At 65.0% G+C, this 18,432-nt stretch carries 22 protein-coding genes; 9 read left to right on the top strand and 13 right to left on the bottom strand.

Translation table 11 applies throughout. The annotated features are described in order from the left end of the window. Positions 1–113: 113 nt before the first annotated feature. From adk to KHO41_RS17595, 6 genes are all read right to left on the bottom strand, one after another. A complete protein-coding gene (gene adk, locus KHO41_RS17620; RefSeq protein ID WP_211954561.1) occupies positions 114–779 on the bottom strand; it encodes an adenylate kinase in 666 nt (221 codons plus the stop codon). Positions 780–1,127: 348 nt separating this feature from the next. Next, positions 1,128–1,937, bottom strand: coding sequence for a 3-deoxy-manno-octulosonate cytidylyltransferase (kdsB, locus tag KHO41_RS17615; protein ID WP_211954560.1), 810 nt, complete (start codon positions 1,935–1,937; stop codon positions 1,128–1,130). Positions 1,938–1,947: 10 nt separating this feature from the next. Beyond that, positions 1,948–2,151, bottom strand: coding sequence for a Trm112 family protein (locus tag KHO41_RS17610; RefSeq protein WP_211954559.1), 204 nt, complete (start codon positions 2,149–2,151; stop codon positions 1,948–1,950). Then, a complete protein-coding gene (gene lpxK, locus KHO41_RS17605; RefSeq protein WP_211954558.1) occupies positions 2,132–3,232 on the bottom strand; it encodes a tetraacyldisaccharide 4'-kinase in 1,101 nt (366 codons plus the stop codon). Before lpxK ends, KHO41_RS17610 begins: the two co-directional genes overlap by 20 nt. Positions 3,233–3,355: 123 nt before the next feature. Then, positions 3,356–3,787, bottom strand: coding sequence for an ExbD/TolR family protein (locus tag KHO41_RS17600; RefSeq protein WP_211954557.1), 432 nt, complete (start codon positions 3,785–3,787; stop codon positions 3,356–3,358). A 26-nt stretch (positions 3,788–3,813) separates the two neighbouring features. Next, positions 3,814–4,434 (bottom strand): MotA/TolQ/ExbB proton channel family protein, encoded by a 621-nt coding sequence (locus KHO41_RS17595; RefSeq protein ID WP_211954556.1) that lies wholly within the window; start codon positions 4,432–4,434, stop codon positions 3,814–3,816. On the opposite strand from KHO41_RS17595, the gene KHO41_RS17590 reads away from it, so the two are divergent. The 6 genes from KHO41_RS17590 (at position 4,421) to KHO41_RS17570 (ending at position 9,470) form a co-directional block, all read left to right on the top strand. Next, complete coding sequence (locus tag KHO41_RS17590; protein WP_211954555.1) at positions 4,421–4,711, top strand: hypothetical protein; 291 nt, start codon at positions 4,421–4,423, stop codon at positions 4,709–4,711. The genes KHO41_RS17595 and KHO41_RS17590 overlap by 14 nt on opposite strands. Before the next feature lie 763 nt (positions 4,712–5,474). Beyond that, positions 5,475–6,860: an exodeoxyribonuclease VII large subunit gene (gene xseA / locus KHO41_RS17585; protein ID WP_211954554.1), complete on the top strand. Its 1,386-nt coding sequence runs from the start codon at positions 5,475–5,477 to the stop codon at positions 6,858–6,860. Positions 6,861–6,992: 132 nt separating this feature from the next. Next, the gene (gene sodB, locus KHO41_RS17580) at positions 6,993–7,574 is read left to right on the top strand and encodes a superoxide dismutase [Fe] (protein WP_211954553.1); all 582 of its coding nucleotides are present in this window, start codon (positions 6,993–6,995) and stop codon (positions 7,572–7,574) included. A 330-nt stretch (positions 7,575–7,904) separates the two neighbouring features. Further along, positions 7,905–8,033: an immunoglobulin domain-containing family protein gene (locus KHO41_RS41695; protein WP_280519703.1), complete on the top strand. Its 129-nt coding sequence runs from the start codon at positions 7,905–7,907 to the stop codon at positions 8,031–8,033. A 225-nt stretch (positions 8,034–8,258) separates the two neighbouring features. After that, positions 8,259–8,723 (top strand): hemerythrin domain-containing protein, encoded by a 465-nt coding sequence (locus tag KHO41_RS17575; protein WP_211954552.1) that lies wholly within the window; start codon positions 8,259–8,261, stop codon positions 8,721–8,723. Positions 8,724–8,948: 225 nt separating this feature from the next. After that, entirely contained in the window at positions 8,949–9,470 is a 522-nt protein-coding gene (locus KHO41_RS17570) for a BON domain-containing protein (RefSeq protein ID WP_211954551.1), read from the top strand. Positions 9,471–9,820: 350 nt separating this feature from the next. Here KHO41_RS17570 and KHO41_RS17565 read toward each other — a convergent pair whose 3' ends face one another. The 6 genes from KHO41_RS17565 to KHO41_RS17540 all read right to left on the bottom strand — a co-directional run bounded on the left by KHO41_RS17565 (position 9,821) and on the right by KHO41_RS17540 (position 14,347). Then, positions 9,821–10,807: a chemotaxis protein CheB gene (locus tag KHO41_RS17565; RefSeq protein ID WP_211954550.1), complete on the bottom strand. Its 987-nt coding sequence runs from the start codon at positions 10,805–10,807 to the stop codon at positions 9,821–9,823. 210 nt (positions 10,808–11,017) lie between these two features. After that, positions 11,018–11,569, bottom strand: coding sequence for a CinA family protein (locus tag KHO41_RS17560; protein ID WP_211954549.1), 552 nt, complete (start codon positions 11,567–11,569; stop codon positions 11,018–11,020). A gap of 80 nt (positions 11,570–11,649) precedes the next feature. Continuing rightward, positions 11,650–11,874 carry a DUF2188 domain-containing protein gene (locus tag KHO41_RS17555; protein WP_211954548.1) on the bottom strand — a complete coding sequence of 75 codons (225 nt, stop codon included), beginning with the start codon at positions 11,872–11,874 and terminating at the stop codon, positions 11,650–11,652. 193 nt (positions 11,875–12,067) lie between these two features. Further along, entirely contained in the window at positions 12,068–13,087 is a 1,020-nt protein-coding gene (locus KHO41_RS17550; protein ID WP_211954547.1) for an FUSC family protein, read from the bottom strand. A gap of 86 nt (positions 13,088–13,173) precedes the next feature. Next, on the bottom strand, positions 13,174–13,455 hold the full coding sequence (locus KHO41_RS17545) for a hypothetical protein (RefSeq protein WP_211954546.1): 282 nt from the start codon (positions 13,453–13,455) through the stop codon (positions 13,174–13,176). 214 nt (positions 13,456–13,669) lie between these two features. Then, on the bottom strand, positions 13,670–14,347 hold the full coding sequence (locus tag KHO41_RS17540; protein ID WP_211954545.1) for a DUF2076 domain-containing protein: 678 nt from the start codon (positions 14,345–14,347) through the stop codon (positions 13,670–13,672). A gap of 206 nt (positions 14,348–14,553) precedes the next feature. Here KHO41_RS17540 and KHO41_RS17535 point away from each other — a divergent pair, with 206 nt between their 5' ends. The 3 genes from KHO41_RS17535 to fdxA all read left to right on the top strand — a co-directional run bounded on the left by KHO41_RS17535 (position 14,554) and on the right by fdxA (position 17,240). Then, on the top strand, positions 14,554–15,591 hold the full coding sequence (locus KHO41_RS17535) for a transporter (RefSeq protein WP_211954544.1): 1,038 nt from the start codon (positions 14,554–14,556) through the stop codon (positions 15,589–15,591). A gap of 291 nt (positions 15,592–15,882) precedes the next feature. Then, positions 15,883–16,806 carry a polyphosphate kinase 2 gene (gene ppk2, locus KHO41_RS17530; RefSeq protein WP_211954543.1) on the top strand — a complete coding sequence of 308 codons (924 nt, stop codon included), beginning with the start codon at positions 15,883–15,885 and terminating at the stop codon, positions 16,804–16,806. 104 nt (positions 16,807–16,910) lie between these two features. After that, complete coding sequence (gene fdxA, locus KHO41_RS17525; protein ID WP_211954542.1) at positions 16,911–17,240, top strand: ferredoxin FdxA; 330 nt, start codon at positions 16,911–16,913, stop codon at positions 17,238–17,240. Positions 17,241–17,266: 26 nt separating this feature from the next. On the opposite strand, the gene KHO41_RS17520 is transcribed toward fdxA, so the two are convergent. Next, the gene (locus tag KHO41_RS17520) at positions 17,267–18,364 is read right to left on the bottom strand and encodes a substrate-binding domain-containing protein (RefSeq protein WP_211954541.1); all 1,098 of its coding nucleotides are present in this window, start codon (positions 18,362–18,364) and stop codon (positions 17,267–17,269) included. Positions 18,365–18,432: the final 68 nt, after the last annotated feature.

Below are 18,432 nucleotides of genomic sequence, written 5' to 3'. Positions count from 1 at the left end.
TGGCGCTATTGTACGGACGGCGGCCTGACTGGCAAGGGGGAAAGCGATGCAGGGGGCGAGAATGCAAAAAGCGACCCGAAGGTCGCTTTTTGTTGGGCTGCCAGAGTCGAGGCTTACTTGAGCGCTTCGAACACGCGGGCCGTGATGCTGTCCACATCGCCCACGCCGGCGATCTTGCGGTACTTCGGCGGGGACACCTTGGCCGTGGCATCGCCCTTGGCGGCCCAGTCCGAGTAGTAGTCCACCAGCGGGCGGGTTTGCTGGGAATACACGTCCAGGCGCTTGCGGACGGTGTCTTCCTTGTCGTCGTCGCGCTGGATCAGCGCTTCGCCGGTTTCGTCGTCGATACCTTCCGCCTTGGGCGGGTTGTACTTGACGTGATAGGTCCGGCCCGAGGCCACGTGCACGCGGCGGCCGCTCATGCGTTCGATGATGGCGTCGAACGGCACGTCGATTTCCAGCACGTAGTCGATCGCGACGCCGGCTTCCTTCATGGCCTCGGCCTGCGGAATGGTGCGCGGGAAGCCGTCGAACAGATAGCCGTTCTTGCAGTCGGCGTCCTTAAGACGGTCCTTGACCAGGCCGATAATGATGTCATCCGACACCAGTCCGCCCGCATCCATGACCTTCTTGGCTTCCACGCCAAGCGGCGTACCGGCCTTCACCGCGGCGCGCAGCATGTCGCCCGTGGAGATTTGCGGAATGCCGAACTTTTCGCAGATGAACTTGGCTTGCGTGCCTTTGCCAGCGCCGGGTGCGCCCAACAGGATCAAACGCATTTACGGGTCCTCAGAGTTTTGAATCTTGTGTAGCGGGAGACAAGAAGGAGGGTAACGCCGTAACTTGACGCAGGACTTACTGCGCGCGCATGAATCAGGTCACGCTGTCGGCCGGCGCGGCGCTGCGGGGAACGCGGCGCGGGACACCGGACGGGCTCTATCTGTATCTCCCCACCGAGCCTTGGCCGGCCGGCGCATTCTGGTGCGCCATCCCGACGGCTCTGTATCGCCAAGTATTATGCCATGAGGCGCAACGAATCCGGCCCGAATTCAGCCGATTCCATGGTTGCATCTGTATGAACCTCAACGCAAAGGCGGCGCGAAGCACACCGCCGCGTGGCAAAGTGGTCAGGGACCGTCCTGTGCCATGCCCTGCGCCCACAGTGCACGCACGCGTTCGAGGTCCGCCGCGGTGTCGACGCCGGGCGCCGGTGCGGCCGCGGTTTCCAGCACCGCAATGCGCTCGCCATGCCACATGGCGCGCAGTTGCTCCAGGGCTTCGGTCTGCTCGAGCGGCGCCGCGGCCATGGTCGGGAAGCGGCGCAGGAAGCCGGCACGGTAGGCGTACAGGCCGATATGGCGCAGCACCGGCATGCCCGGCAGTGGCACCTGCGCGGCCGAGGCTGGCACCGCCGGCACGCCGGCCCAGTCGTCGCGCGACCACGGAATCGGCGCGCGCGAGAAGTACAGCGCACGCCCGGCGGCATCGCACACGACCTTGACGACGTTCGGGTTGAAGACTTCGGCCACGTCATGCAGCGGATGCGCGGCGGTGGCGATCGCGCAGTCGGGGTGGTGCGCGAGGTGCATCGCCACGTCGTCGATCAGTTGCGGGTCGATCAGCGGCTCGTCGCCCTGCACGTTGACGACGATGGCATCGTCGGGCAGCCCCAGCTGTGCTGCGACTTCAGCGAGGCGATCCGTGCCCGTCGGATGGTCGGCACGTGTCAGGACCGCGTCGATGCCATGCGCGGCGCACGCTTCGACGACAGCCGGCGCATCGGTTGCAACGACGGTGCGCTGCGCCGACGACGCGTGCGCACGCTCGGCCACGCGCACGATCATCGGATGGCCACCGATATCGGCCAGCGGCTTGTTCGGCAGCCGCGTGGAAGCCAGCCGCGCCGGGATGACGACAGTGAAGGCCGGGATGCTCATGATGCGCGCCTCACTCCGTGCGGGGCGCGGCCGGGTCGATCGCGCGCCCCGGCACCGATTGCCGGGCCTCGTCGGCCAGCATGACGGGAATGCCGTCGCGGATCGGGTAGGCGAGCTTGTCGGCGTGGCAGATCAGTTCCTGCGCGGCGCGGTCGTATTCCAGCTTGCCCTTGCACAGCGGGCAGACCAGGATTTCAAGCAGCCGGTTGTCCATCTTGGTGTTCCTTGTTGAGGCCCGTGGCGCCGCCCGATGCGGGCGCGCTCTTGGTGGCCGGTACGCGCGCCAGCACGGCGCGTCGGATCTTGTCGATCAGGCCCGCGTCGATCACGGGCGTGGTGGGGACGACCCAGATGCGTGGGTCGTCGAATCGCTCGCATTTTACGGCATCCTTCTCGGTGATCAGGATGACGTCGGCGTCGAGTGCCTCGGGGTTGCCGGCGAACGGGTCGTCGGCGAAATCGTAGTGATCGGGCAGCGGCAGCGTCTTGGGGCTCAGCCCCGCGCCGCGCAGGCTCGCGAAGAAGCGCTCGGGATTGCCAATGCCGGCCGCGGCCAGCACGCGGCGCCCGGCAAAGGCGCTGACCGGGCGCGCCATGGTCGGGTCGTTGAGCTGCCAGGCCTCGTCCAGTTCGAGCCGCATGCCATAGACCTCGGGGCGGTCGGGCGTGGCACGGAAGTTCGGGTCATTGATCAGCGTGGCATCGCGCGGGCGCGAAAGCGGCTCGCGCAGCGGGCCGGCGGGCAGCATCAGGCCGTTGCCACCCATGCGGGCATCGAACATGACGATCTCGAAGTCGCGCTGCAGCCGGTAGTGCTGCAGGCCGTCGTCGAGCAGCAGCACATTGACGCCCGGGTGCGACACCAGCATGGTCTGCGCGCACAGCGCCCGGTCGGGAAATACCCAGACCGGCACGTCGGCGGCGCGCGCGATCAGCAGCGGTTCGTCGCCGACATCCGACGCCTTCGACGTCGGCTTGACGCGGCGCGGGTGCTTGAGCGTGACGCCGTAACCGCGCGATACCACGCCCGGACGCAGGCCGGCCTCGGTCAGTGCCTGCGCCAGCGCGATCACGGCGGGCGTCTTGCCGGTACCGCCCACGGTCACATTACCCACGACGATCACCGGCATTGGCAGGCGCGTGGACTTGAACCAGCCGTTCAGATAGCCGTAGCGGCGCACGCGCGCAATCAGCCCGAACAGCAGCGAGAACGGCAGCATCAGCCAGGCGAACCAGCCCCGGCGTTGCCACTGGGCGGTCACGAAATCGGCGAGGGCATGGCGCGGAGCGGACATGGAAGGGCAGGGCGAAGGGTGGTTGGCAGGCCTGGCGGCCTGCCGGACGCGCACATTATGGGCATTGCCCTGCGCACGCGGCAACCCCAGCGCCCTGCCGGCACCGGGTCGGGTCTGGCGCGATCAGCGCGGCTGCGCGCTCTGCGTGGCGAAGGTCAGGCGAGACAGGCCGGCCAGGCGCGCCGCTTCCATCACGTTAACCACGGCCTGGTGCGTGGCCTGGGCATCGGCGTTGACGATGACCACCGGCGGTTGGCCGCCCGTGGCCGGACCGGCCGCGGCGCGAAGCTGGTCGGCCAGGCTGGTCACGTCCTTTTGCTCCATCACATGCTTGTTGACGGAATAGACGCCGCGCGAAGACACAGACACCACGATCTCCTGCGGGCGCTGCTGCGCGCGCTCGGCGTCGGCAGTCGGCAGCTGGATCTGCAGCTCGGTGTAGCGCGAATAAGTGGTCGTGATCATCAGGAAGATCAGGATCACGAGCAGCACATCGATGAGCGGAATCAGGTTGATTTCCGGCTCTTCACGCCGCTGACGGGAACGGAATTGCATGGCGCTTCCTGCGTGGATGCGGGCGCTCAGGCGCGCCGTTGCGGCAGGATGGCGTCGAGGAACGCCGTCGCGCGGAATTCCAGCTCGGCCACGTAGTCGTCGACGCGGCGGCGGAAATAGCGCCAGAAGATCAGCGCCGGGATCGCGACGATCAGGCCGAACGCGGTGTTGTACAAGGCCACCGAGATGCCGTGCGCAAGCTGCTCGGGATTCGCGCCGGTGCCGCCCTGGCTGCCGAAGATCTCGATCATGCCGATCACTGTGCCGAGCAGGCCCATCAGCGGCGCCACCGACGCGATGGTGCCCAGCGCGTTCAGGTAGCGCTCGAGCTCATGGGCGACCGCGCGGCCCGCTTCTTCCACGACTTCCTTGGCGGCATCGCGCGAGGTATGGGGCTGCAGCACCACGTGACGGAGCCCGGCCGCGAGCACGCGGCCCAGCGGCGAATTCTTTTCCAGCGTATTGACCACGTCGGGCGTGGCGCGGCGCTGCTGCGCGGCCGAAAGCGCCTCTTCGTAAAGGCGCGCGGGAAGCACCTTGCTGCGCTTGAGGGTAAGGAAGCGCTCGACGATCAATGCCAGCGCGAGAACCGAAGCGAGCAGCAGCGGCCAGATCGGCCAGCCGGCCGCTTGAATGATCGAAAACAATTGGACCCCCGAATCGACAACCAGAGACGACAGAAAAACGGACCGGCTTTATATGGCAGCCCTTGGATACGCGCATACCGAGGCACTGCGCGCAGCGGCACTGCTCGAAAAATCAGGCAGCACTCTAACCCGCGCCATGGCGCGCGGCAAGACGCTGGCAAAGGGTGTCTCGGCGGCGCATCGGTGCGGCCACGCGTGCTTTCCACAGCAGTGCGGGACAGGATTGTGGATGGATTGTGGAAACCCGCCGGACAAACACGCTAAGGTCTTGATCTGAAAGGAAGATGGTAGGGCTGCCTGTTTTTTGTGCAACCGCCTGTGGGAGGCGGTTATACCGGCCCGGGCGGGCGGTTGCGATCATAGAAACGGGTTTACCCGCTGCTTTCCACACAGCTACGGGACAGGATTGTGGACGGCTTGTGGAAAGCCGTCTGAGAAGCGAGCTAAGTCCTTGATTTCAATGTGTTGAGCAGTTGGTGCTCAAAAAATAGGCAGTGGGGGCTGGCCGCGGGTGTGGGGAACCTCTGAGGGTGCCGCCCGCCATGTCTTTCTTTTTCCACATACCACAAGGAGAGCATTGTGGACGGGTTGTGGACAACCTATGGAGATCGTTTCTAACTGCTTGATTCGTATGAACTACCGGCCGTCTGCTCACAAAATAGGCATTCGCGGGGCATCCTGGGGTGAATTCTGGGTGTGGCCCCTGCGATTCTTCCTGACGACTACGTGTGACGGCACTCGCGCGTTCACACGCCTAAAGCAACACTCGTTAATCCCATGAGCCGAATTGTCCTCTTTTATCCAGAGTTCCTGTGGATAACTTTGTGAACAAGCCCACGGTGCAGCCCGTAAGTGGTTGACGCGTAAGGAAATTGGTTACATTGCCTAATTTTTGTTGCCGTCCGAAAAATCAAAAGAATCAAAGAGTTGTACGTACTTATGCGGGCTTTGGCAGAGGTCGGTGGCATCACGACACCCCTCTTGACATACCCGTTATGCTGTGGACATGTCCGACCCCCGCCGCACTGCGGCTACCACCCATGCCCGAGCCGCAGAACTTTTCGCGCGAAATGCCCTCCATGCCAGCCCGCAATCCTCGGGAAGCGATTCCCGTCGGCGAACTGAACCATGCGATCGCGACCATGCTGGAGCGGGGCTTTCCGCTCACGTGGGTGCGCGGAGAAATCTCGAACTTCACCCGCGCGGCCAGCGGTCACTGGTATTTCTCGCTGAAAGATGCGCGCGCGCAGATCCGCTGCGTGATGTTCCGTGGGCGCAACCAGCATGTCGACTTCACGCCGCGCGAAGGGGAAGCGGTGGAGGTCCGCGCCGTCGTCACGCTGTACGAGGCGCGCGGTGATCTCCAGCTCGGCGTCGAAGCCATGCGTCGCGCCGGCCTTGGCAATCTTTACGAGGCGTTCCTGCGCCTGAAGGAAAAACTGGCGCAGGCGGGGCTGTTCGCGCCCGAGCGCAAGCGCCCGGTGCCATCGCACCCGCGCGCGATCGGCATCGTCACGTCGCTGCAGGCGGCGGCGCTGCGCGACGTGCTGACCACGCTGCGGCGGCGCGCACCGCACGTGCCGGTGACGGTTTACCCCGTGCCGGTGCAGGGCGCGGGCGCCGCGCAGAAGATTGCCGACATGCTGGACCAGGCCAGCGCGCGTCGCGAATGCGACGTGATCATCCTGTGCCGCGGCGGCGGCAGCATTGAGGACCTGTGGTCCTTCAACGAAGAAGTGGTGGCGCACGCCATTGCGCGCAGTGCGGTGCCTGTGGTGTCTGGCGTCGGCCACGAAACGGATTTCACCATTGCCGATTTCGTTGCCGACGTGCGCGCGCCGACGCCCACGGGCGCGGCCGAACTGGTCAGCCCCGACCGCGGGCACCTGCTGGCCCTGACGCGGCGGGCCGGCGATGCGCTGGTACAGTCGATGCGTCGTGAACTGGACCGGCGCGCGCAACATCTGGACTGGCTCGCCCGCCGTGTGCGCAGTCCGCAGGCGCAACTGCAGGAGCGGCGTGCGCGCGTCGACAATCTGGCGCGACACTTGCGTTCGGCATTGCGTGAAACCGTGGTTGCGCAGCGCCACCGCCAGCAATTGCTGGCCATGCGCTGGACCGCCTGCCGGCCCGATATGGCGGCAGCAAGCGCCGATGTCGCGCGGCTGTCGCAGCGCTTGCAGGCCGCGGCGATCCGTACGCATGAGCGCCAGACGCAGCGCCTGGCGCGCGTAGCCGGCGCGCTGGAGTTGCTGGCGCCGCAGCGCACGCTGGAGCGCGGCTATGCCGTGCTGCTCGACCAGCGCGGCCGCGCGCTGCGCTCACCGGCGGAACTGCGTGCCGGCAGCGTGGTGGAGGCCCATCTGGCCGATGGCGTGGCGGACATCGCGATTGCCGGCGTACAAGCCAAACTCGGCGGAATCTGAGGACCGGCCGGCATCGCGCGGACAAACTAACATGACCCCAGGGGGCTTTGCGCCGCGGTTTGCGTGGGTCTTGCAAGTCTCCTACAATCGGCAGTTCCTCGACCCACAACCCCAACCCACAGAGACAGAACAATGGAACACAAGCTCCCCCCGCTGCCGTACGCGCATGATGCCCTGGCTCCGCACATCTCCAAGGAGACGCTGGAGTTCCACCATGACAAGCATCATCAGACGTACGTCACCAACCTGAACAACCTCATCAAGGGCACCGAGTTCGAAAACGCGACCCTCGAAGAGATCACCAAGAAGTCGTCGGGCGGCATCTTCAACAACGCCGCCCAGGTGTGGAACCACACGTTCTACTGGGAATCGATGAAGCCCAACGGCGGCGGCCAGCCGACCGGCGCGCTGGCTGATGCCATCAACGCCAAGTGGGGTTCGTTCGACAAGTTCAAGGAAGAGTTCACCAAGACCGCAGTCGGCACCTTCGGTTCGGGCTGGGCCTGGCTGGTCAAGAAGGCCGACGGCTCGCTGGACCTGGTGTCCACGTCCAACGCCGCCACGCCGCTGACCACCGACGCCAAGCCGCTGCTGACCTGCGACGTGTGGGAACACGCTTACTACATCGACTACCGCAATGCCCGTCCGAAGTACGTCGAGGCATTCTGGAATGTCGTGAACTGGGACTTCGCCGCTCAGAACTTCGCAGGCTGATTCGTTTCAGCGCATACAAGGCCCCGAACTGGTTCGGGGCTTTTTTTTCGCTTTCGCTTTCGAAATCGGATCGGGCCGCCCCGTATTGCCCCGGCATCGGCCGATCATGGATGTGAATCGGAGGGGGCATCGCCGCAAGGGACTACACTTCAGTTGCGCCTTCGTTGTCCTCAGGGTCTGCCACCAGCAGCCGGCACTCAACGTAGCCTTGAACCGATGCCGACGCTTTGCGGAGACCGTATGCATGCGACTCACGGGCGTGGCGAAAAGAGGTTGGAGACACTCAGCATCCGTCAAACGCGCAGGCGAATACGGCAGCAATTCGAAATTGTGCGTGAGGCTCGACTTGCCGGTGGCGACGTGGAGCTTGCCCTGTTTGTCCTTGCCGCGATGCGCCGCTCGCTAGCCACGCTGAGGTGGGTGCGCGATATCCGGCAGCAGTTCGCGCGGCGCGTCTGACGCAGCGCCGCCGGAATTCCACAGCCAGTGCCATTCAGATCTTCACAGCGAACGAGGCCGCTTGGCTGTCAACCGCTGGACCGACCGCGACAAGCAGGACGGTTGCTTCAAGGTCGTGATCACGATCTAGCCCATGATCCGCATGGAACGCGACTTGCTCATGCCGGGGCGGGTGCCCCCGGTGCCCAAGCTGCCATTCATTCCAATCCCTACGGCAAGGACATCATGGACAAATCGAAAATCCCCACGGAGCAACGTGCTGCGCTGGCCTTGCTCCTCGACGATCATCGCGCCGTGAAGAAGCTGTTCAAGCAGTTCGAGGACGCGAAGGAGGATGCCGACAAGCAATCGATCGCGGAGGAGACCTGCCGCCAGCTCACCGTCCATGCGCAGATCGAAGAAGAGATCTTCTATCCCGCACTGCGCGGCGTAAGCGACAAGATCGACGACATGCTCGACGAAGCAAAGGTCGAGCACGGAGTCGCCAAGGACCTGATCGCGGAGATCGAGTCAGGCGAAAAGGAAATGCTGGACGCGCGCTATAAGGTGCTGTCCGAATATGTCGGCCACCATGTCGAGGAAGAAGAGAGCGAACTCTTTCCGGCAGTCATCCGCGCCAAGGTCGATCTGGCCGACGTGGCACAGCAGCTCGAAAGCCGCAAGTCGGAATTGCTTGGCGAAACCGCCTGATACATGGCGCGCCGGACGCGCCATGTATCAGCATTTGCGTGCCGGCTCGCCATGCATGCCCATTGACCCGCCTGGAAAGGCTTCGGCAGTCGTCCAGTAATTCTTTCGCCGGCATTGAAGAAAAGGCAGACGGAAGTTGCTTTCGGCGCCGCTTCACGCTTTCGCTGGAACGAAGATTGCTCGCACGTAAGGCAGTCAAGGATTGTCGATGCCACGGAGCCCACCATGGAAGAAGCCAGAACGAGGTTGACCGATTATCACTATGGCGGACACAGCGCGGTGAGCGACGACCGTGGCAAGACCGCTTCCGGTGACGTCAAGCCGACCAGCCACGAAAACCTTCCCGCGCAACCGTATGTGCCGTCCGGTGTCAACGAGCCGGCGGGCGTTGAGCGATATGGCATGTACGGGGTCGCGCCGGGCAGCGCGCCGCTTGAGACATCCCTGGAGCGCACGGTTTCGCCGCAGCCTTTGCCCGGGCAGTTCGATGGCGATGGCGTTCGCACCGCAATGCCGGCGAGCGACGCGCGGCTGCGCGAAAGACTGGAGATGCAGATCGCCGACATTGTCGATCCCGGCATCGTCGAAGCCGAGCTCCATGATGGAGTCTGCACATTGCGCGGCACCGTGCGCGACAAGGCGACGAAGCGGCGCATTGAAGTGATTGCCGGGGACTGCCTGCCGGACCGTCTGATACGCAGCGAGCTGCGCGCCGCATCAGAATCCGCGCCCGTACGCGCACCATGAAATCCCTCACGCACCGCGGCGCGACGATCATGGCTCATGCCGTAGAGGTCGGTGGCGGCAGCACCGTCGTCCAGTACCGATATCGCGGAGAAGTCCAGTGCAATGGAGCGCAGCGCCCGGAGAGCCTTGAGATCGCGGAATTCGATGCGTTGGAATCCGAATCGGACCCGTCAACCCGCTTATGAAGCCGCATATACAAAAGTCTCATCGCCTGTACCGGAAAGCGGAACCGCATGGTCGCAGCCGCTTCTACGGCACGCTGTTCGCGGTGCTGTGCATACTGGGCTTCGTGTACTTGCTGATCGTCTTCGCGCCGCGGCTCGCGTGGTAGCGCGCGAGCCGCGGCGTGGTCACTCGGCGATGGCGTCCTGCAGCACTTTCAGCAGACGCTCGCACTGCTGGATGCGCGACAGCTCGATCTGGTACGCGTCCCGGTTCCCGTCGGACTTCGCGTGTGCGGCGCGGATGCGCGCCAGCGCAAGCGCTTCCTTCTGCGCGCGCACCGCGGTCCACATTGCGTGCTCGGTGGCCTTGTCCTCGGCCGCGGTGAGGGTCATGCCGCTGAACGCGTGGCCGGTATGGCAGCGGAAGCGCAGTGGATGCGTATCGCGCAGCTGCCACATCGCGCCGCCGCATTCCGGGCACGTGATGGCCGCGCGCACGGCGATGCTGTCCAGCTCCTCGAAGGCGCTGCCTGCAGGGTTGTCCGCGGTGGCGGCTTCGCTTCGCAGTGCTTGCATGTCTTTCTCCCGGTTTGGATCGGATTCGCCTTCGCTGCTTGCCTGAAGCAGCGCGACAATGGCATGGCCGAGTTCTGCCGGGCTTGCCAGCATGTCGGCGCCCGCAGCTTCCATGGCAGACTTCGGCATCGACGTTGCCTCTGCGTTGCGCGGGTCCTGGATCAGCGTGCGCCCGCCGAACGCGCGTACGAAGGTCAGTCCGGAGGCACCGTCATCGAGATCGCCGCTGAGGATCACGCCGATCACCCGTGATCCGAGCGCAACGGCGGCGGACCGGAACAGCGGGTCGATCGCCGGCCGGCTGAAGTTCTCTTTGGCCCCGTGCGAAAGCTGAATGGTGTCCGCTGTGATCAGCATGTGGTGATCGGGCGGTGCCACATAGATGTGCCCCGCTTTCCAGACGTCTCCGTGCTGCGGATACGAGGCTGGCAGCTTGCCCCATCGCGTGAGCAACGATGGCAGCTCGGACTTGTGCTTGCCCACATGCAGCACGATGAAGACAGCGGCGTCGAGCGCTGCAGGCAGTGCAGCCACCACTTCCCGCAACACGGAGAACGCGCCGCGCGAACCGCCGATTGTGACGACATTCCTGGTCATTGAAGCTCCCCGCGATATTCATCGTTCATGCATTCGCCATGCCATGGCGATTATCGCGACCCGCTCGCGACCCTCACGCCCGTGTCTTGCCTCCGTACAGCGTCACTGGCTGGTCGCGTCCTCGTCGCTTTCGCCACCGTTGGCCTCATTGGCCGTCTTGCGGCTATTCGTCCGGCGGCGTTCTGCCATCGGGGGTTCCGCTGTTGGAAGTCATTGTCGGCTCCTGCTTATCGGTAAGGTTGGACTTCGCATCGGCGACTGGCTGGTAGAAGTTGCCAGCGCGTAGTAGTGCGGAATGCGCTGCAGGGCCCACGCCGAGGCGGCCTGGCGGATATCGGTGCGATTGCCGCAGAAGCGCCGTGTCTCGGTGAACGTGTGCGCAAGTGCGGCGCGTCCGGGCAGCCGGATCAGCCAGGCGAAGCATTGCGTGCCCGGTGGCGTGCCGTCCGGCGCGCCGTCATCGGCAACGCCGGTGTTGGCCACGGCGACATTGGCCTGGCTGATGGCCATCACGCCGTGCGCCATGGCCAGCGACACGGCTTCACTGGTCAGGCCGTGGCGTTCGATCAGCGCGGCGCTGACACCCAGGATCTGTTTCTTGGCCTCGGGCGAATAGGCGACGACCGCACACTGCAGCGTGCTGCCGCAGCCGGGAACGTCGGCAATGTGCGAGGCAATGAGTCCGGCCGTGCATGACTCGGCCGTGGCAAGACGCAGGCCGCGCCGCTGCAGAAAGCGGGCGGTCTGCTCGATGGGATCCATCACTTACTCCGCTGGGCTGATTGGGGACTTCTGCAAGGTTCAAGCCCGACATGCGCCGCGATGCGCAATGTCAGGCGCCTTCAGCCCCTGGTATTGCGCGGATCATTGCCGAACGAACTGCGGCTGCGGATCTGGCCGTCCCGGCCGTGGATGAACAACTCGCTCTTGCTCCGCATGGCCATCTCGGTGGCAACCGCAATGGCGTCTTCCTGCGTCGCAAACAGCTTGCGTCCGGACGGATGGCTTGCTTCCTCGACGGCCCAGCCTTCCTGTGCGGGAACGACATGCACGTCCATGGACTTCATTCCGGTACCTCCGGTTTGCTTGCACACCTTCAGATATTCCTTGCATGGCGTGCCGCAACTATCCGCGCCAGTCTGACAACGGCGTAGGTGGGAACCGTACTACCGCCGGCGGCCCGCAGCCCGGCAGGGACAATGTATGGAACTCGGGACTTGCGCAGCGTGCGGTGTCAGGGCTACCGCACCCCACGGGCTGTTATCGTACCTTGTACGGGAACCCGTGTTGTGCGCTCAGGCGATCCAGCCGCGTGCGCATGCGCGTCAGGTCCGCGGCGAGCTGCCGCGCCATGAACGGGAGCGGGCCCGGCTGCGTGTCGATGTCGTTCTCGACCGTGGCCACGGATGAAGCGGGCGTCGGTGCCTGCCCAGTTTCCAGCGCCTCGGCCATCGCCAGCAGGGAGGGCTCGATGCCCGGGTCCTCGCCTTCGCGCAGGCCGGTCTCCTGTTCGATCGCGGCCATCAGTTCGAGCGCGCTGATGCAGACGCGCGCGGCATGCTGGATCTCTTCGAACTCTGACGACGGTACGCCAGTTTCCTTCGCTACCGAAGGAATCAGTCCGCGCAGCGGGATCAGCCGCGTGCCGAGGTCAAGCATCGCGGCACGCTGTTCGGCGGCATCGGCAAAGCCGCTCTGCATCTTGCGGTGCACGGCCGCGCTTGCGCGCAGCAGCGCGGCCAGCCGGATGCGCCAGGAATACGAGGCATAGGCCGGCAACGCGAACGAGAACACCAGCGCGATGGCTGTGCCGATGAATACATCGACCGTGCGCCACAGCGCGTCATAGACGTTCTGGTTGCCGTGGCCAGCCGTGATGACCACCGTGATCGCCGCGAGCAGCGCGATATAGCCGCCCTTGCCGATCGCGTGGTACGCGCAATAGCCGCAGATCACGGCCATCAGCGCATAGGTCAGCAGCGGCGCGCCGAAATACGACTGCTGCAGGATCAGCGCAAGCCCGACCAGCGCGCCGATCAGCGTGCCAACGCCGCGTTCCGCCGCGCGGCGCCGGATATTGCCATGGTGCTGCAGCCCACCGATTACCACCAGTACGGTAATGGTGGCCCATTCGCCATGCGGGATGTCGATGCCCGTGGTGAGCGCGATCGATACCAGCAGTGCAAACGCGACGCGTATCGCATGGAACAGCCTGGCCTGAAGGAAACGCCGGTTCGTGTCGAACAGAACATCGGTGGTCTTGCGCAGGATGTCGAGCATGGTCGCGTGGCGGCAAGGGGGCGAATGCCCAGTGTACGTCACGTAATGGCAATCGACTCCCCGTCGGTGCGCAGTCTGCTGGCAACCTACTCGTTCACCCAGGCCTGATTGCGCCACGACACAATTTCACTCGGCGGCGCGGCACCGCCGGGGGCGACGCCCTTGCGATAGGCCAGCGTGAAAAGCACCAGCGAGGTGCGACGTGACGAGTACCGGTCGCGCAGCGGCATGCCGGATCTTGCCGGCCACCAGTGCGGCGGCAGACGCCCGGCGCTGGCATACGCCAGACCGCAATATCCCCAGCCAGTGGACGACAACTGCCACAGCCAGCGGAATCCTGCGATCGGAGAGCGGGAGCGTGCGCGCATGCGAGTCCCTCCGTGATGCGCGTCGGGCGCGATGTCCTGTGCGGCGCGGCCGGCGTTGTCGCAATGCATGCCGGCCTGCCGCGCGCATGCGGAAACGGGCAGGGTGCCTCGCGTCAGCGAGGGGGCCTGCCTCGGATCCGTACCTGCCAACATAGCATCTGACGGCGGCTTAGCAAACCTTCACGGCCGCCGCGCGCGAATTACCGCGTGCGCGTCACACGAGCGATGAATCGTCATCGGCGAAGCCACTGTCGTCGAGACCGCTCGACAGTCCGCCGTCGTCAAGGAAGCTGTCAGCCGTATTGCCACCACGTGACAAGGCGGGATCGTCGTTGCCGTAGTAGTTGTTGACGATGGTCGTGTCGGACGCAGGCAAGCCCGAACCCGACTGGCCGAAGAAGCCGTTGCCGCTGCCGCTGTTGCGGTGGAACAGGTTCTCGATGCCCTGGAACAGGAATGCCCCGCCCGCGACGCCGGCAGCCGTGGTGGCGATGCTGCCCAGCGTACTGCCGAGCCCGCCGCCCAGGAAGCCCGAACGCGCCGGTTGCACGGGTGCTGCCTGGGGCGGCACGGGCGCCGGTACGGCCGGCATCGGCGCGGCACTGTTGCCCCACGCGTTCTGCGCGCTGATGAAGCTGCCATTGCCAGCGCCATTCATCGAATTGGTTTGTGCAGCCGCAAGCTGTCCCTGCAGCGACGTGACCTGCGCCTGTGCCGCTGCGAGCGCGTGATCGAGCAGCATGGCGCGCTGGACCAGCAGGTAGGCGGCATCGGGCTGGCGTGCCACAGCCTCGGCAATAAGCTGTTGCGCCTGCGGGTCCTTGGCGCCGGCACGGGCCTGCGTGAGCTGGGTCAGAAAGGCTTCGAGTGCCTGCAGTTCCTGCGGGGTCATGAGATCTCTCCTGTCCGGATGGTCCGGTGCTTGCGTATGGAGGGCAGTCTATGGGGACAGACTTAAGCGAAACTTAAAGGCTCGCGAAGGCATGTGGCGGGTGCGTACGGAACCTGCGAACCCGCCAGCGCGGTCTGGCCAGCACGTCACGCTGGCGTGGTAATGTCTCCGGTCAAGCAAACAGTACTGCGGCAACGAGGGCATGCATGCAACCTGGCATCGTCGAACCCGGCTATGGCTCCGATCCGGTGGGGCTGGTCAACGGCTATCTCTTTACTCCCGGCCAGCCGGCGCGTGAGATCGGTTCGGCCGATGCGCTCGAATGGCTCGCGCGTGCGCGCGCCGCGGAGCAGGGTGGCTTGAGCGGCGAGGCCTTCCTGTGGCTGCATTTCAACCTGTCGCACAGTGCCTGCGAGCGCTGGATGAAATCCCGCCTCGAATTGCCCGAGGACTTCTTCGAGTCATTGCGCCAGGGCTCGCATTCCACGCGCATCGAGCGCCAGGACCCGGCGCTGCTCGCGGTGGTCAATGACGTGATCTACAACTTCGGCGTCTCGTCCAACGACATCTCGACGCTGTGGGCGTGCGCCGACCGCTGCCTGCTGGTCACGGCGCGCGCGAAGCCGCTGCGCTCGGTCGACAAGCTGCGCGCCGCGGTGCGTCGCGGCGAGGGCTTTCGTTCGCCGCTGGACCTGCTGGTGCACCTGCTGCGCGACCAGGCCGATGTGCTGGTGCAGATCGTGCGCGAGACCGGCATCGGCGTGGACCGCATCGAAGACCAGCTGCTCGCGCAGCGGCTGCAGGCCAATCGCGCCGACCTGGGCGCCATGCGGCGCGGCCTGGTGCGGCTGCAGCGCCTGCTGGCGCCTGAGCCGGGCGCGATGTTCCGGCTGCTCAACCGACCGCCGGCATGGATCCGCGACGACGACCTGCAGGAACTGCGCGAAGCGACCGAAGAATTCTCGCTGGTGCTCAACGACCTGGCGGCCATGGTGGAACGCATCAAGCTGCTGCAGGAAGAGATCGCAGCCAAGCTCAACGAGCAGACCAACCGCACGCTGTTCACGCTGACGCTGGTCACCGTGCTGGCGTTGCCGATCAATATCGTGGCGGGCTTTTTCGGCATGAACGTCGGCGGCATTCCGCTGGCCGAACACCCGCATGGTTTCTGGATTCTGGTGGCACTCGTTGCCACGTTCACGGTGCTGGCGGGGCGCTGGGCATTCCGCAAGGAGGGACCCTAGTCCACTGCGTCAGTCGAAAAGCACCCCCGATCGACTGCGCCTCAAGGCCGCATGCGTCGTTGCAAATGCTCGCAATAGCCGTGCTATTGCTGCGCTTTGCGCCTAGCCTGCAACCTTGATGCACAGCCGCTCGGGTGCGTTTTCTCTGACGCAGCGGACTAGCAGCCGCAGATTCAGGGCTGACGGGTTTCACACGAATGCCATATTGCCGCGCTAGCATCGCCACCCGGAGGGTCTGTGCCGGACCCTCTGGAACCGTACCAAGCGGGCCCAAAGCATGCGGAGCGAGCCATGACAGACCACGAAGAAGCGCTGATCCGGCGCATCCACCGCGAGGTGGCGGACAACTACGACGAAGAACTCGAACTGGAGCTCGAAGACCGCGAGTTCGTGCTGGGCCCTGACGGCCAGGCCATGCTGGTCGAGGACGGCCCCGACGAGCGGGCGCATCGCCAGCATTACTTCCACGAGTTGTTCCGCCTGCAGGGCGAACTGGTCAAGCTGCAGAGCTGGGTCGTCAGCACGGGGCACAAGCTGGTGGTGCTGTTCGAAGGGCGCGATGCGGCTGGCAAGGGCGGCGTGATCAAGCGTATCTCGCAGCGGCTGAACCCGCGCGTCTGCCGCGTGGCCGCGCTGCCTGCGCCCAACGACCGCGAGCGCACGCAGTGGTATTTCCAGCGCTATGTGTCGCACCTGCCCGCCGCCGGCGAGATCGTGCTGTTCGATCGGAGCTGGTACAACCGCGCCGGCGTCGAGCGCGTCATGGGTTTCTGCAACGACGACCAGTACGAGGAATTCTTCCGCTCCGTGCCGGAGTTCGAGCGCATGCTGGTGCGCTCGGGCATCCAGGTCGTCAAGTACTGGTTCTCGATTTCCGACGACGAACAGCACCTGCGCTTCCTGAGCCGCATCCATGATCCGCTCAAGCAGTGGAAGCTCAGCCCGATGGATCTGGAGTCGCGCCGGCGCTGGGAAGACTACACGCGCGCCAAGGAGATCATGCTGGAGCGCACGCATATCCCCGAGGCGCCGTGGTGGGTCGTGCAGGCCGTGGACAAGAAGAGCGCGCGCCTGAACTGCATCGACCACCTGCTGCGACAGGTGCCCTATGCGGATGTGGAGAGCCCCTCCGTGGTGCTGCCCAAGCGCGAGCGGCATGCCGACTATGTGCGCATGCCGGTGCCGCAGGACATGATCGTGCCGGAGATCTACTGACCGGATTGAAGCAATTTGAACGACTCGGACAGTGCGCGCCGTCCTGTGGGCCGTGTCGGCGCGCTAGTATCGACAGGTTTGCTGTCCGCTGTTCGCCCCCCCAGATGACCTTTGTCGTAACGGATGCCTGCATCCAGTGCCGCCACACCGATTGCGTGGAAGTCTGCCCCATGTCGTGTTTCCACGAAGGGCCCAACTTCCTTGCCATCGACCCTGACCAGTGCATCGACTGTTCGATGTGCGTGCCGCTGTGTCCGGTGGGCGCCATCTATTCCGAGCATGACCTGCCTGAAGACCAGCGCCATTTCCTGGCGATCAACGCCGAACTCGCGCGCCGTCCGGACTGGGTGCCGTTGCTGAAGGCCAAGGGGCCTTTGCCCGACCATGCCGACTGGGCCGATCATCCCGACCGGTTTTCGCTGTTGATCCGCTAAGACGGCGACAGAGCCCGATATTCCGCTCAGCGTTTCCCGGCCCGGTATTCGGGGAACGCCTCCGCCAACGTCAGGACCGTGCCTGTCAGGCTGCCGTCGTAGCCGGGCAGCGCATCGACGCGCTGGCGGAAGGTCTCGCTCGTGAGCGCGCCCACGGCGCCGGCCAGCGCGGAGCTGGCGAGCATCTTCTTTTCGATCGCGAAGAAGTAGCGCTCCTTCAGCACCGGCACGAATTCCAGCCCGAAACGCCGCGCGGCGGTCTCTACGCCAAAACCCACGTCCGCCATGCCGCTGCCGATGTAGGCCGCTACCGCTGCGTGGGTGAACTCGCCATTGTTGTAGCCCTCGATCCGGGCCGGATCGATGCCGCGTGCTTCCAGGATCAGGTCCAGCAGCAGCCGGGTGCCGGAGCCGACCTGGCGGTTGACGAAGCGCACTTCACGCCGCGTCAGGTCTTCGAGTGTCTGCACGCCGAGCGGATTGCCCATGCGCACGAATAGCCCCTGGCTGCGTACCGCAAGGTGGATCAGGCAGTGCGTGTCGGGTTTCAGCCACGTGGTGAAGTGCCGGACCATGCCGTGCTCGAACTCGCCGACCGGCACATGGAAGCCCGCGATGTCGCACGCGCCTTCGGCCAGCGCGGCCACAGCCTCGACGCTGCCGCAGTACTTCAGGTCGTGCCGTACCTGCTGCTCATCGAGGAAATCGCGCAGCGCCGCCACGGCGAAACCATGGCTCGCGTGCAGGCGCACCGTCGGGTCGGTGCGGTCCATCAGCTTCTTCAGTTCGATCTCCAGCTCCGATGCCAGGCTGTCCAGCGTCGGCGACAGGCGCGCGCCGATGCGCTTGCTGGCCCACACGAGTTGCTGCGCGAGCGGCGTGAGCGCACTGCCGCGCCCGCGTGTCTTGGCAATCAACGGGCCGCCGAACAGCGATTCGGCATCGCGCAGGATGCCCCAGGCGTAGCGGTAGGACAGCGCCACGGCCTCGGCGGACTGGCTGATGCTGCCGGAGGCCTCGATATGGCCCAGCAACGCTACCAGGCGCGACACGTCCAGCGGGTCGCCAGCCGGGTGGTCATCGTCCCGGATCTGCAGATGGGGGGAGATCGAGATGCGGATCATATGAACAAAATAGCTTATTGAATCAGTCCAAACAGTTATTTATAGTCGCTCCAACGGCCATAAACCCG

It is taken from the genome of Cupriavidus numazuensis (genome assembly GCF_905397435.1).
Taxonomy (GTDB): Bacteria; Pseudomonadota; Gammaproteobacteria; order Burkholderiales; family Burkholderiaceae; genus Cupriavidus; species Cupriavidus numazuensis.
The sequence above is the reverse complement of the archived record's forward strand: the minus strand, read 5'-3'. Positions and strand labels throughout refer to the sequence as shown.